We start from the raw sequence: 13,929 nt of genomic DNA, 5'->3' as shown, positions 1-13,929 counted from the left end.
ACAACCATGGTTTCCATACGCTCCGCCAGCGTCGTCGGCACCGAGGTGAAGGCCGATCCGGACACCGTGCGGGCGCTCCTGCTCGACGTCGTGGGCTGCGGCCTGCTGATGCCGGGCGTGGAGAGCCTCACGGCCGAGGACGACGACGTCTACCACTACGTGCTGGCGACCATCTCCAACGGGGCCGTCAGCCACACCCCCGACCACCGCACCCGCTTCGACACCAGCGATGCCGCCTGCATCCGGTGGGAGCCGGTCGGCAGCCACAACTTCCGTTCCTGGGGCGCGTTCCGCACCGTCCCCGGCAGCGGACCCGGCACCACCTTCCTGGAGATCGACACCCGCTCGGAGGCGGACGTCGACATCGCGCCCGTGGTGCTGCCGCTGGTCGAACCGTTCGCACGCCAGCAGAGCGACCAGGTCACCGAAGGATTCCTCACCGCCATCAAGGAGCGGGTCGAGTCGGGCGCCGGAGCCGCGTCATGACGACGCTCTCCGAGGCCCCCGCGACCGGCCGCACCCGCACCCGCGGCGTGGCGAAGCTGCTGGCCCTGCGCACCGCGGCGCCCGACACGGTCGTCCCGCAGCAGGATGCGTTCGAGACGTACTACCGCGCGCAGTACCGGGACGTGCCCAAGGCCGAGGCGATCTTCCGTGGTTCCGGGGTGCACACCCGCCACATGGCCTGGGACCCGCGCACCGCCTACGCGGACGGCCACCCGCCCATCAAGGCGCGCATGGCGGCCTGGGAGGAGAACGTGCTGGCGATGAGCCGCCGCACGGTGGGCGGCCTCCTGGACGCTGCAGGCCGCACGGGCGACCGGCTCACCGACCGGATCGGCTCGTTCGTGCTGGCCAGCTGCACCGGGTACGCGGGGCCCACGCCCGACATCCTGCTGGCCAAGGAGTTCGGGCTGCGCCGGGACCTGCGGCGCACCTTCATCGGGCACATGGGCTGCAATGCCGCGTTCAACGTCCTCAAGACCGCTTTCGACGCGCTGGCCGCCCGCCCCGGCGAACTGGTTCTGGCCGGCAGCGCCGAGGTCTGCTCCGTCCACCACCGGCCGGAGTTCAACGCCGAACAGGCCGTCGTCAACGCACTGTTCGGCGACGCCGGAGCCATGACGCTGCTCGCGGCGGACGACGGCGGGGCCACGCCGGGCCCGGTGTTCCTGGGCACCCACACCGAGACCCACCCCGAGACCACAGATGCCATGAGCTGGCACATCGAGGACCAGGCGTTCCGCATGACGCTCTCCCCGTACGTGCCGTTCTACATCGGCGAAAGCATCGAACCGTTCGTCGAACGGCTCATCGCCCCGCACGGTCTGGGCATCGGCGACGTCCAGCACTGGGGCATCCACCCGGGCGGCCCGAAGATCATCGACTTCGTGGGCGGCAAGCTGGACCTGACGCCCGATCAGCTCGCGCCGTCCCGGGCGGTCCTCGCCGAGCACGGCAACTGCTCCTCGGCGACGATCCTGCTGATCCTCGACCGGATCCTGCGCGAGGAGCGCCCCGCCCCCGGGGAGCATGCCGTGCTCATGGCCTTCGGGCCCGGTCTGACCATGGAGTCGGCGCTCGTCCGCTTCTGACCCCGAACCGAACCATTCGAACCGAGGGACATCCCACCATGACGATCACGACGACGAGCGCGCTCGAACCCCGCTGGACCACGCCCGACCTGCACGCCGCCATCCAGGACCACTACGACGGACTGATCGAACTCTACGAGGACCTGTGGGGGGAGCACATCCACCACGGGTACTGGGCCGACGGCGAGCCCGACCCCGGACGGCATGCCGCCCAGGTGCGCCTGGTCGAGGAGCTCGTCGCCTTCGGCCCGGTGGAGCCGATGGCCAAGGTCCTCGACGCCGGCTGCGGCATCGGCGCCTCCGCGATCCACCTCGCCGGCCGCCTGGGCTGCACCGTGGACGGCATCACCATCAGCACCGAGCAGATCGGCCGCGCCCAGGCGAAGGCGGTCCGGGCCGGCGTCGTCGACCGGACCACGTTCCGGCTGGTCGACGCGATGCACACCGACTACCCCGACAACAGCTTCGACGTGGTGTGGGCGTTGGAGAGCTGTGAACTGATGCCGGACAAGAAGGCGTTCCTGGCCGAGTGCATGCGTGTGCTCAAGCCGGGCGGCACCCTCCTGGTCGCCACCTGGTGCGCCCGCGACGAGGACCTGGACCCCGACGAGACCCGGCTGCTGCACCGTATCTACCGCGACTTCGTCGTCTCCCACGTGCTGCCCCTTGCACGCTACGCGGAGCTGGCCGGCGAAGTCGGCCTCACCGACGTGCGCACGGCCGACTGGTCGGAGCGGGTGTGGGACACCTGGAAGCTGTCCACCGACATCGTCAAGCCGGTGGTCCGCGACCCCTCGGTGATCTGGAAGCTGGTCCGCGCCAAGGGCATGGACATCTTCCGGTTCCTCAACTCCGTGCCGCTGATGAAGCAGGCCTACGAGCGCGGCGTCATGCGCTACGGCGTGCTGCGCGCCACCAAGCCGGCCGGGAGTTGAGCGATGACGACCACCGCCCCCGTCGAGTCGCTCGTCGCCGACCTGCTCACCCAGCCGTGGCTGATCGACCTGTTCGCCGAGCTCACCGAGCGCCAGAAGGCCTCGAGTGCCGCCACCGAGCAGCTGCGCGCCAAGGACGCGGCCACCCACGTGTTCTGGCCCTTCCACTCGCCGCAGTTCCCTTTGCTGGTGACCGAGGCGCACGGCAGCCGCATCACCGACGCCGACGGCAACACCTACACCGACTGCCACCTGGGCTTCGGCGCGCAGGCGCTGCACGGCCACAGCCCCCAGCCGGTCGTGGACTTCGTCCGGGACCATCTGGCGACCACCACCGGCAACGGCTACTGCACGCCGATCGAGGCCCAACTCGTGGACCTGCTGGGCGAGTTCGTCCCGCACTGCGAGAAGTTCGCGTTCCTCAACTCCGGCACCGACGCCACCGCGGCCGCCATCCGGCTCGCCCGGGCGCACACCGGCCGCCGGATGGTCGCCAAGTTCGAGGGCTCCCTGCACGGCGTGCACGACCTCGGCATGCACAACACGGCGTTCTGGTACCACGGCCATCCGACCCAGCCCTTCCCCGGCACCGCGCCGGACGGCGGCATCGAGCGCCAGTCCGCGCTCACCGGCGTGCCCGTCGCCGATCCGCGCGATCTGCTGGTGCTGCCCAACGACCCGGTCCGGGCGGTGGAGTTGATCGAACGGCACAAGGACGAGCTGGCCTGCGTCCTGACCGAGGCGGCGTCCTCGTCGTTCCCGTTCGTGGAGCACACCATCCCGCTGCTGAAAACGGTCTCCGAACGCTGCCGGGCGCTGCGCGTGCCGTTCGTCCTGGACGAGGTGCTCACCGGTTTCCGCTACGGGCCCGGCGGCGCCGCCGAGCACTTCGGCCTCGAGGCCGACCTGTACTGCTACGGCAAGGTCCTCAGCGGCCTGGGCATCCCGCTGTCCGCCGTCGGCGGCCGGGCCGCGCTGCTCGACCACACCCAGACCTCCGGCCTGCCGCTGACCGACATCGGCCGCAAGACCTGCGTGCAGACCACGCATGCGGGCAACCATCTGGCGTTGTGCGCCTCGTACGCGAGCCTGCGTCTGCTGCACGAGCAGCGCGACACGTACTACACCGAGACCCGCGCGAAGGTGGCCCGGGTACAGGAGCAGCTCGCCGCCTTCCGCGCCCAGACCGACATTCCGCTGCGGCTCGTCGGCTTCGGCGACTTCATCGGCTCGTTCGGCTTCCTGGAGCAGGACTCCTACGACGACTACCGCACGTTCGCCGGCTCGGTGAACCCCATCGCGTTCTTCCTGCTGACCCTGATGCTGCGCCGCCGCGGCTTCTACACGCTCAGCCTGCCGATGCTGTTCACCGGCGGCGCGCACCGCACCGAGGACCTGGACGCCCTGGTGACGGCGGTCACCGACTCCGCGCGTGAACTCGACCGCCACGGCTTCCCGTTCATCCTGCCCGGGGCCGGGCGGGCATGAGTGCCGGGGCCGATGAGCAGGCCGACGCGGTGGTCGTCGGGGCGGGGCTGACCGGCCTGGTGGCGGCCGTGCGGCTGGCCCAGGCCGCCCGGGGGCGCCGGGTGCTGCTGCTCGAGGCCGGCGCCGAGCCGGGCGGGCGGGCCCGCACCACCGAGCACCACGGCTTCCGCCTCGGCCTGGGCCCGCGCGCGCTGTACCGCACGACCCGGGACGGGCTGCGTGCTCTGGGCGTCCGCGTCCCGGGCCGCTCCCCCGACCTCGGCGGCGCCCGGGCCCTGCGGGACGGAGTGCTGCACCCGGGCTACGCGGCGGCCGGCCCGCTGCTGCGCACCCCCTTGCTCACCCTGCGCGAACGGGTCGCCGTGGCCCGCCTGTTGGGCCTGGCCCGGGGCCGGAGCGACCTGGCCGGTACGGACGCCGCGCAGTGGCTGGGCGACCGGCTGCCCACCGAGCGGGCCCGGCAGGCGGCCTTCGCCGTGCTGCGCATCAGCAGCTACACCGGCCGCCCCGACCTGATCGGCGCGGACGCGCTGTCGCTGCACTTCGCCGAGGTGCGGCGGGGGGTGGAGTACGTGGACGGCGGCTGGCGCACGCTGACCGACGCGCTGCTGGCGCGGGCCCGGGAGCTGGGTGTCGAACTGCGCACGGGGTGGCGGTGCGCCGTCGTGGAGGGCGGGCCTCGCCCGCGGATCGTGTCCGCGGACGGGCACGCGGTGCGGTCCCGCTCGGTCGTGCTGGCCGGCCTGCCCCAGCGCGCGGCAGGACAACTGCTGGGCCTGGCCGAGGCCGGCGCGGACTCCCCCGCCGCCCGCCCGCTGCACACCGCCTGCCTGGACGTCGCACTGAGCCGGCTGCCCGACCCCCGCAGCACCCTCGTCTTCGGCGTCGACGAGCCGCTGTACCTGTCGGTCTTCTCCCGAACGGCCCGCCTGGCACCGCAGGGCGGCGCCGTGGTCCATCTCGCTCGGTACGACGACGGCTCCGGGCTCGGCGCGAGCGAGGTCCGCAAGCGGTTGTACGAACTGCTCGACCTGAGCCAGCCCGGCTGGCGGGACGCCGTGGTCCACGAGCGTTTCCTGCCGCGCATCACCACCATGACGGCCCTGCCCGAGGCCCGCACCGGGGGCCTGACGGGCCGTCCCGGCGTACGCGTCCCCGGCCATCAAGGGGTCTTCGTGGCGGGCGACTGGGTCGGGCCGCACGGCCTGCTCGCCGACGCGTGCGTGCTCAGCGCGACCCGGGCGGCCGAGGCCGCGGCCGCCCGGCTGTGAGGGCGGCGGTGCCCGCTGTCCGTCATCCCCCCTTCTTCTCTTTTCGACACAACGGAGTTGCCATGCGTCCGATCCGTATCGCCGCCCTCGGGGGCTCGTTGCGCTCGGGTTCGGTCTCCGCGGCCGCGCTGCGGGCGTGCGCGGCGCGGGCGCGCCGGGCGGGAGCCGAGGTCACCGTGGTGTGCGGCACCGACCTTGTGCTGCCGCCCTACGATCCGCAGACGGCGGGCCGCTGTGCGGCCGAGCTGCGGCTGCTGTCCGCCCTGCGCGCCGCGGACGGTGTGCTGCTGGCCAGTCCGACGTATCACGGCGGCATGTCGGGGCTGTTGAAGAATGCCCTCGACCACACCGAGGCACTGGCCGGGGACGTCCCGAGCTACCTGGAGGGACGCTCCGTCGGCTGTCTGAGCGTGGCGTGGAACGAGGTGGCCGGCGCGTCCGCGCTGGCCGCGCTGCGCACCTGCGCGCAGTCGCTGCGCGGCTGGGCCGTCCCGATGGGTGTGGTGGTGCCGGCCGGCACGGAGTTCACCGCCTCCGGCGGCTGCGCCGATCCACGCACCGCACGCCGCCTGGACATCCTCACCGATCAGGTCCTGGAGTTCGCCGCGCTGCGCCGGGGCGGCGCCTCAGCCGAGCCGGTCCAGATCCCGCAGCTGTCGGTCTAGGGCCCGCTCGGCCGGGCTCAGCGGGATGTCGGGGCGCAGCCGCTCCAGCGGATGGGAGACGGTCGACCGCGGGTGCCCTTCGGGCAGGTAGAGCCACATCTGCCCGTACGCGACCAGGCAGCGGTACGCCTCGTTCAGGAGCCGGGCGACGAGCACCAGGGGCCGGACCATCGGGGGCTCCTCTCGACAGGCGCACCATCGGCGCGGAGCCCCGATGGTCGGCGTCGGCGCTAAACCCCGGCTTGGGCCCTGGGGCGCGGTCGGTGCGGTGCCCGCCCCTTTTTTTTTGCGGGTGGGGCAGGACCCTCGCGGGCGCGGCAGCAGGACTCCGCGCGGTCCCTGCACCGGGTGGCCGGGCGTGTGCCGAACGGTCCCGGCCGCCGCCGGGGGTGTGCCGCTGCGGCCGCCCCGGGGGGTGAGGCCCGGGCCGTGCATCGTGGGTCGTCGATCGGGGACGACGGTGTGCGGGCGACGGCCCCGCGCGGGTCTTCGGGCTGCGGCGCTCGCGCCGTGCGACGCGGCCGGCGCACGCGACCGGTGCCGTGTGCCGCACCGTGCCGGCCGGCATCGGTGCCCGGCCGCCGTTGCCGGGGGGAAGCCGCGGGTCCGGAGCCTGGTCCGCCCGGCGGGGCCGGTCGGGCGGGCCGGTCGGGCGGGGCCGGTCGGGCGGCGTGTGTGGCGGTGTGTGCGGCGGTGTGCCGAAGCTCCTGGCAGACGGTGCCGCGACGGCGATCCACCGTGCTGCACAGGAGCTTCGCGTGCTGTCCTCCGGTCGGGGATCGCTCCGTCCCCCGCCCTGGTGCGCTGTCCGGTCCGCGGATCGGCTTGCGCGGTGCGGGGATTCAGCCCCCGGCGGCGCCCGGCCGCGGGGCGCAGGCGGTGCCTGCCCCTTGCCGGCTCGGTCCGGGGTGCGGCCGGTTTCTGCCCGGCCCCTCAGGTGCGGCTCGGCTGAGGCAGCGCCGCAGCCGTGGGCCGGGGCCCCGCCAGTGCGGCGATGCGCCGGGTGTAGTCCTCGTGCGCGATCGGGACCGCGGCCAGGATTTCCTCCGGTATGTCGAAGGCGTCGACGAGCAGCAGGGTGTCCGGCGCCAGGCCTGTGACCGTCGCATGGACGAGCTCGGGCAGGGCCCGGACATCGTCCGCCGTGAGGTGTCCCTCGGCCAGCAGGTCCCCGGTGTGCTCATGGACCTCTTCGAGCAGGAACAAAAGCGCCAACTCGTGCATCAGCGCGCGGGCTTTGGGGCCGACCGCATGCCCCGCGGCGCGGAGGAACGCATCCGCGGCGTGCAGCCGCGCCGCCACGTCCACCATCTTCAGCACGGCGTCCGAGGCCTGGTTCCAGCGCTCGGAACGGGAACCGGAGGGGCCCTTGCGCAGCGCGGAACGGGCACGTTGCTGCCAGAGGGAAGCGGTCCGGGCCAGCAGATCGCGCAGGAACCTCGGATCCTTCATCGCCTCTTCGGCCGGCACCGGACGCTGGTGCAGGGCTTCGAGCCGCTCGCCGAAGAGCATTTCCGCACCGGCCTTGAGGGAGATGACGACGTTGTCGCCCTCGGCGGTGATCGTCCCTTCATTGCTGGTGATCAGATCGGCGAAACCGTTGACGGTGAACAACCCCTGGGCGCCGCACCGTTCACGGCATTCGAGGGTGATGGTGCGGGTCTGCCACGTGATCCAGCTCTTGGCGACCGCGATCAGTCTGGCGGCGTCGTCGGCGGTCTCGGGTGTGCGATCGGCCCAGCGCGTCACCGCGTCGCGGTGCAGGAACGTCATGGCGTACGCGGTGGAGATGTTCTTCAGGATGCTGCCGATGTGGCTGTGGTGGGCGGCCAGGGGCACGGTTTCGCCGGGGCGGGGCCCGCTGACGTGCCGGACGTGGGCGTAGCGCGCGGCGATGGTGAGGGCGGCCCGGGCTGCCCCCACAGCAGCCCCGCTCATCGAGAGCTTTCCGCAGGTGACGCGCTGGATGGAGTGCAGTACGCGCTTGTGCCGGTTGCCCAGGCTGCTGGTCAGCGTTCCGTCCGGTTCGAGCAGGCCGTGGGTGGACTCCAGCAGCGCCTCGCGCGGCAGTTCGCACTGTTCGAAGGAGGTGAGGCAGTGGTCCACGGAGGTTCCCATGCGCTCGGGCAGCATCCGGGTGCGCACGCCGGGTCGCAGCCCGTTCTCGTCCCGCAGCGGCACCAGAAAGAGGAAGACGCCCTCGTCACGGTCCTCGACGATCAGCCTGGCCGCCACCACAGCGGTCTTCGGGCCGCCCGCGGCGCTGGTGTTGGGCATGAACTTCTGCGCGCCCGTGGTGGGGGTGTGCAGCACGAACCCCCCGGACACCGGGTCCCACACGGCGCGGGTTTCCAGCGCCGAGACGTCGCTGCCGTGTTCCAGCTCCGTGCAGAGAAACGTTCCGGTACGCCGCAGGGACGTGAAGTCGGCAAGCGGACGCCCCGCGGAAGGGAAGTGATCGATGAGACTGCCCAGGAACAGGTTGTAGTGGATCGCGGAGAGCGTCGCGAGCGTCGGATCCACGAAACCGGTCCACTCGTGCAGGCTGGTCAGCAGGTACGGATCATCCGCCAGGTTCTCCGGGGACGGCAGCGTGTCGTTGATCAGCCGCAGCCTCCGGTAGGCGAGAGCCGTCCGCTCGCGCGGCGCGAGGCCGGGCACATGACGAAACTCGGGGCGGCCGACAAGGCTCCGCCAGCGTGCATGGATACGGGTGCGCTTGTCCTGATCGAACAACAGATGAGTGAGCTCGGTGACGGGATCCCCAGGAGACGCGCCTGGTCCGACTGGGGCGGAGTGCGCGCCAGTTGAACCGGAATTGGTCAATCCCCCGGGAACCTCCCCTGCATTCCTCTGGATTTCCACAAGAGTCATCGACTGCTCCGTGAAGCGTTGAGGCTGAATGAAGGAAGTTCAGGGCCATAAAATACGGACCCACCGGTTTTTTGCAAGAGCCCTCAGAAGCAAGCGGAAGCGCTCGGACATAGCCGTTCCGGTGCCGAACTGCGCAGGTTTTTGCCAGAGTTTGGGCCAGGTTGAGGGGCCGCGGGCGCGCCGGCGGCCCCCGCTCCCGGGCGGCACCCACCGCGAGCAACAGCCTTGTAAAACCGGACGGCTGGTTTTATTCTGGCGATGCTCACGTCCAGCCAGGTCACCGTCCCAGCAGCCGCGCAAGGGATCCGTGAAGACGTGAGCGAACGACTCGTCCGGCCGCGCGCGGAAGGTCGTGTGTGCCGGGCGCTGCGAGCACGGAGGTGGGAACGGTGGCGCGCCAGGAGCGAGCAACCCGGACAAGGCTGGCCATTCTGAACTCGGCTGCCGAGGTCTTCGACGAAGTCGGCTACGAAGCCGCGGCCATCTCGGAGATCCTCAGGAGATCGGAGACGACGAAGGGAGCCTTGTACTTCCACTTCCCGTCCAAGCGTGAGCTGGCCCAGGAGGTGCTGGCGAAACAGCTGTCGGTGGTGCCGCGTGTCGTGCCGCAGAACCTCGTCCTTCAGGAGGCGGTGGACGCGACGCTGATCCTCGCGCACATGCTCCGCTCCGGCGACGGCATCCTGCGCGGCAGCGTGCGGCTCACGGTGGAGGAAGGCACCCCCCAGGACGGCCTGGACCGCCGGATGCCCATGCACAACTGGGTGGAGCACAACAGGGAGTTGCTCAGCCGCGCGGACAAGGCGGGGGAAATCCTGCCGGATGTCGACATCGAGGCTGCCGCGCAGATGTTCGTCGCGGGCTTCACCGGCACCCAGCTGCTGTCGAAGCTCCTCACCGGATTCGACGACATGCTGGAGCGCTCCGCGGTGATGACCAAGCACCTGGTCACGTCCATCGCCGTGCCGTCGGTCCTGGTCCGGCTCGACTTCACACCCGAGCGCGGGCGACGGGTGTACGAACAGGCGGTGAAGTTGCGTTCCGACGCCGAGGTGCCGACGAACGTGTAGGGCGCAGGCCGCCGTGGGGGCGGCGGCCTGCGCCGGGCCTTTCGGGGGTGGGCCGTTCCCCGTGTGCGCGCGGAAATGCCGCGGATGTGGACAACCAACTGGGAGGGGCAACCGATGGCACAGGCTCAGACAGAAGCACTCAGCTGTCCGTACGCACTCGATGCGATGGGGCGCAACCTGGGGCGCGAAGCCGCGATGCTGCGCACCCAGGGGCCGGCGGTACAGGTCACGCTGCCCGGCGGGATCACCGCATGGGCGGTGGTCCAACAGCGGTACGTGGAGCGGATCCTGGCCGACGACCGGGTCTCGCGGTCGGCCAGGCTGCACTGGCCGGACTTCATCGACGGGCACATACAGGCGGACTGGCCGCTGTATCCCTGGGTTGCGAACGAGAACATGTTCAACTCCTACGGGGAGCAGCGCTCCCGTCTGCGGCGCCTGGTAGCGGGGGCGTTCACGGTGCGCCGCAGCGAGGCGATGCGGCCCAAGGTCGAGGCCATCACCGCGGAACTGCTCGCCGGCCTCGCCGACCAGGGGGCGCAGGCCCCCGTCGATCTGCGGGCCCGGTTCACCGCGCTGCTGCCCATGCGGGTGATCTGCGAGCTGTTCGGGGTCGAGCAGGGGGCGGCGACCGACGCCCTGTGTGCGGCCTTGCACACGGTGTTCACCTCCTCGGTGTCGGCCGAGGAGATGAACCAGGCGCTGCTGGAGGCGTTCCACCTGCTGACCGCGGTGGTGGAACGCAAGCGGGTCGAGCCCGGCGACGATCTGACCTCGGCCCTGATCGCGGCGCGCGACGCCGACGACCGGCTGACCGAGGAAGAACTCCTGGGCACCCTCTACCTGATGATCGCGGGCGGCATGGACAGCCCCACGACGCTCATGACCAACGCCATCGCGGCGCTGCTCACCCACCCGGAACAGCTGGAGCACGTGCGGGCGGGGCGGGCGGACTGGAACGACGTGATCGACGAGACGCTGCGGATGCACACCCCCGGCGCCTACTCGCCGCTGCGGTTTGCGGTGGAGGACATCGACCTGGACGGCGTACTGATCAAAAAGGGCGAGCCCATCCTGGTGTCCTTCGCGGCCGGCGGCCTCGATCCGGTGCGCTACGGCGCGAGCGTGGCCGAGTTCGACCTGCTGCGCACCGGGCGGGACACCCTCGGCTTCGGGCACGGGGCGCACCGGTGCCTGGGGGCGCCGCTGGCCAGGGTGGAGGCGCAGTCGGCGTTCGGTGAACTCTTCGACCGCTTCCCCGACATGCAGCTGGCCTGTCCCGCGGACGAGCTCGAGCCGATGCCGACCTTCCTGATGAACGGCTTCAAGTCCCTCCCCGTGCTGCTCGGTTAGCAGCGAAACGGCGCCGGGGGGCCGGCGCCGGAAGCGGGCCCCGCCGCGGGGCCGGCCGCCCTGCCCGGGTGCGGCCGGGCCCCGCAGCGGGGCCCTTTGTTCCGCTTGTTCCGCGCCGGCCGGTGCGGGGGCCGGTCCCCCGGCCGAAGGGGCGCGGCGGTGCGGGCGCCGCGCACCCCCGGGCGTGAGCGCGCCCCTCGCACCGGGTGCGGGCGGCTGAAGTGGCCGGCCGGCGCCGGGAGTTGACCCATCAGAAACCGCACGCGCGGTTTGTTACGATGGCGCCGAGAGAGGGACAGCGATGGCGCCTCCGGCCCGCTGCGCCGTGCGCGGGGGCCGGAGGCGCCACACGGGGCCAAAAACCGCCCTGCCGCGAACCGCAGACCCTGCGCAGACCCCTGACGGCCGCCGCCGGGGTCCCCGTCTCGCCGCCCCCGCCCGAGAGGCTCGCCGATGGTCAAACAGCAGCGCGCGGTCCGCACCCGCCGCGCCCTGATCCGGGCTGCGGCAGAGGCTTTCACACAGGACGGCTTCGCCTCCGCCTCCCTGGCGGCGATCAGCAGGCGGGCCGGCGTCAGCAGCGGCGCCCTGCACTTCCACTTCGAGAGCAAGAGCGCACTGGCGCAGGCCGTCGAGGACGAGGCGACCGACACCTTCGCACGGATCACCCGGGAGGTGGCGCCCGACGGCAAAAACCCGCTCCAGGGCCTGGTGGACGCGACGCACGTGCTGATGCACCACATCGCCGAGGATGCCGTGGTGCGGGCCGGCTTCGCCCTGTGCCGTGATGCGACCCGTGAGAACGACGCCGCGCTGCGGCGCGCCTGGGAGCGGTGGGTGGAGGACGCCCTGGGCCGCGCCGAGCGGGCCGGGCAACTGGCCGAAGGCGCCGCGGTGACGGAGGCGGTGACCGCCATCGTGGCGGCGACTGTGGGTTTCGAAGTGCTCGGCAGCGCGCAGGAGCGGTGGCTCTCCCGCGAGGCGGTCACCCGCCTGTGGGTGCTGCTGGTGCCCCGGATCGCCCGGCAGCACGCGCTGGACACCATCAGCTGCGGCCCGAGCGAACCCGGCAGCGCCCCGCGCCTCCCCGCCGCACCGCACCAGAAATAGACCGGACGGTCCGTCACGAGGGCGGATCCGGACGCTTCATGCGCCCACGGCCGGAGCAACTTGCCCGTAAAACCTGCGCTTTGTCGACTGTTCCCACTCGCAACGAAGCGTGGACAAAGGTTCGACCAAGTCCAAACAGCACGCACGGTTGGTTATTGACAAACCGACCGTGCCGTTTTTTACTCGCTCTGAAGCCTCGCGGTGTACCCAAGAAGCCGTGTCCCACAAGGCACGTCACGGGAGATCGCATGAGCGTCGATGCACCGGAGGCCGTCGCCGTCGGGCGTGATCACAGGGCCGCGACCGCGCCGGCCGGTCCTGCCGCCCGGTCCGGCCCGGTGCGCGGCCCAGGAATGGGCGCGGCCCCGGGGGCCGCCGGGTGCGGGGCGCACCGGGCGGCCGGTCGCGGCCGGCTGACCGAAGTGAGTTGATCGCCGACGCCCTCGCGCGTGCCACCGACCGCACTCCGTCACGGAGGACTCTCCATGAATCTCCCCGCCCCGCCATCCACCGGCGCGCTGTCCACCGGGCAGGCCGACGCGGTCCCGGACAGCGGACCGCTGCAGGTGCCCCCGCCCGCGGCGGCGTTCCTCGGCCCGCACCATCTGGTCCACCGGCCCGACACCCCGGAGGGCTTTTTGCACTCCGCCACGCCCCCCGGCCGGCACCGGTTCGGGTTCTCCGCCCAACTCCCCGACGACCACCCGCTGTTCGCCGACTCCACCGCCCCGTTCCACGACGTGCTCTACCCGATGGAGTCGCTGCGGCAGATGGCGGTCTTCGCGGCGGGCCGCTACTTCCGGGTGCCGGAGAACCGGCGGATCCTGCTGGCCGACTGCGCGTTCTCGCTCACGGCCCTGTCCTGCTGGCAGCGCGACGGCCTCGCCGGTGCCCGGCTCTCGCTCGACCTCGATCTGACGCCGGCCGACGTGGTCAAGGGTGTGCCCCGGTCGATGGAGTGCGGCGCGACGATCAGCATCGACGACGAGCCGTGCGGAACGGTGCGGGCGCGTCTGGTGTTCCTGTTGCCCGGTGTCTATCGCAAACACCGGGCGCACAGCCGCCGGGAGAGCGAGCGCACGGCGGGCGGGAACAGCGGCCTTCCGGCCGGGCACAGCGTGCCCGGCGCCGAACTCGTCGGCCGGCGGCACGCCCGCAACGTGCTGATCGGGCTGCCGCTGGAGGAGGACGGCACCTCCCTGACCTTCCCCGTGAACATTCCCGCCGCGCGCGAGGTGCTGCCCGATGCGGGCTCCGAGGTGCCGTCCGCGCTGTTCCTCGAAGTCTCCCGGCAGGCCGCCCTGTTCGGAGTGGGCGAGCTGTACGGGCTGGCCCCGGGGCACGCCGTGCTGACCCGGTGGGAGGCCACCTTCCGCGGGTTCGCCGAACCGGGGCTGCCGCTGCTGTGCTCCGTGCAGCCGCGTCACCCCAGCGCGCCCGGCGAGGTGGCGCGGGACTCCGCGGGGCGCCCGCTGGCCGAGCTCACACTCGTCTTCACGCAGGGCATCCGGGTCGTGGCGGAGATGACCGCCTGCGTCCTGCAGATCTGCTGACGCCCCGCCCACCGG

12 protein-coding genes are annotated in these 13,929 nt (G+C 72.0%); 10 read left to right on the top strand and 2 right to left on the bottom strand.

The window, feature by feature from the left end; all coding sequences use genetic code 11:
- Positions 1–6 precede the first annotated feature (6 nt).
- The 6 genes from BLT97_RS35235 (at position 7) to BLT97_RS35210 (ending at position 5,954) form a co-directional block, all read left to right on the top strand.
- The gene (locus tag BLT97_RS35235) at positions 7–486 is read left to right on the top strand and encodes an SRPBCC family protein (protein WP_093617788.1); all 480 of its coding nucleotides are present in this window, start codon (positions 7–9) and stop codon (positions 484–486) included.
- On the top strand, positions 483–1,595 hold the full coding sequence (locus tag BLT97_RS35230; RefSeq protein WP_093617786.1) for a type III polyketide synthase: 1,113 nt from the start codon (positions 483–485) through the stop codon (positions 1,593–1,595). Before BLT97_RS35235 ends, BLT97_RS35230 begins: the two co-directional genes overlap by 4 nt.
- 38 nt (positions 1,596–1,633) lie before the next feature.
- Positions 1,634–2,530, top strand: coding sequence for a methyltransferase domain-containing protein (locus BLT97_RS35225; RefSeq protein WP_093617784.1), 897 nt, complete (start codon positions 1,634–1,636; stop codon positions 2,528–2,530).
- Positions 2,531–2,533: 3 nt separating this feature from the next.
- On the top strand, positions 2,534–4,018 hold the full coding sequence (locus BLT97_RS35220) for an aminotransferase class III-fold pyridoxal phosphate-dependent enzyme (protein ID WP_093617782.1): 1,485 nt from the start codon (positions 2,534–2,536) through the stop codon (positions 4,016–4,018).
- Positions 4,015–5,289, top strand: a complete 1,275-nt coding sequence (locus BLT97_RS35215; protein ID WP_093617780.1) for a phytoene desaturase family protein — start codon at positions 4,015–4,017, stop codon at positions 5,287–5,289. The genes BLT97_RS35220 and BLT97_RS35215 overlap by 4 nt, the downstream gene beginning before the upstream one ends.
- A gap of 62 nt (positions 5,290–5,351) precedes the next feature.
- Complete coding sequence (locus BLT97_RS35210; protein ID WP_093617778.1) at positions 5,352–5,954, top strand: NADPH-dependent FMN reductase; 603 nt, start codon at positions 5,352–5,354, stop codon at positions 5,952–5,954.
- On the opposite strand, the gene BLT97_RS35205 is transcribed toward BLT97_RS35210, so the two are convergent.
- Positions 5,916–6,125 carry a DUF6059 family protein gene (locus BLT97_RS35205; protein ID WP_093617776.1) on the bottom strand — a complete coding sequence of 70 codons (210 nt, stop codon included), beginning with the start codon at positions 6,123–6,125 and terminating at the stop codon, positions 5,916–5,918. The two genes, BLT97_RS35210 and BLT97_RS35205, sit on opposite strands and share 39 nt — an antisense overlap.
- Before the next feature lie 762 nt (positions 6,126–6,887).
- A complete protein-coding gene (locus tag BLT97_RS35200) occupies positions 6,888–8,690 on the bottom strand; it encodes an acyl-CoA dehydrogenase family protein (protein WP_245769724.1) in 1,803 nt (600 codons plus the stop codon).
- 527 nt (positions 8,691–9,217) lie between these two features.
- On the opposite strand from BLT97_RS35200, the gene BLT97_RS35195 reads away from it, so the two are divergent.
- The 4 genes from BLT97_RS35195 to BLT97_RS35180 all read left to right on the top strand — a co-directional run bounded on the left by BLT97_RS35195 (position 9,218) and on the right by BLT97_RS35180 (position 13,914).
- A complete protein-coding gene (locus BLT97_RS35195) occupies positions 9,218–9,898 on the top strand; it encodes a ScbR family autoregulator-binding transcription factor (protein ID WP_093617772.1) in 681 nt (226 codons plus the stop codon).
- A 114-nt stretch (positions 9,899–10,012) separates the two neighbouring features.
- The gene (locus BLT97_RS35190) at positions 10,013–11,251 is read left to right on the top strand and encodes a cytochrome P450 family protein (RefSeq protein WP_093617770.1); all 1,239 of its coding nucleotides are present in this window, start codon (positions 10,013–10,015) and stop codon (positions 11,249–11,251) included.
- Between the two features lie 453 nt (positions 11,252–11,704).
- Entirely contained in the window at positions 11,705–12,361 is a 657-nt protein-coding gene (locus tag BLT97_RS35185) for a ScbR family autoregulator-binding transcription factor (protein WP_093617768.1), read from the top strand.
- Between the two features lie 485 nt (positions 12,362–12,846).
- Positions 12,847–13,914, top strand: a complete 1,068-nt coding sequence (locus BLT97_RS35180) for an AfsA-related hotdog domain-containing protein (protein ID WP_093617766.1) — start codon at positions 12,847–12,849, stop codon at positions 13,912–13,914.
- The last annotated feature ends 15 nt before the right edge of the window (positions 13,915–13,929 follow it).

The organism is Streptomyces indicus, from assembly GCF_900100315.1.
Lineage (GTDB): Bacteria > Actinomycetota > Actinomycetes > Streptomycetales > Streptomycetaceae > Streptomyces > Streptomyces indicus.
This window is presented reverse-complemented; position numbering and strand designations above follow the sequence as displayed.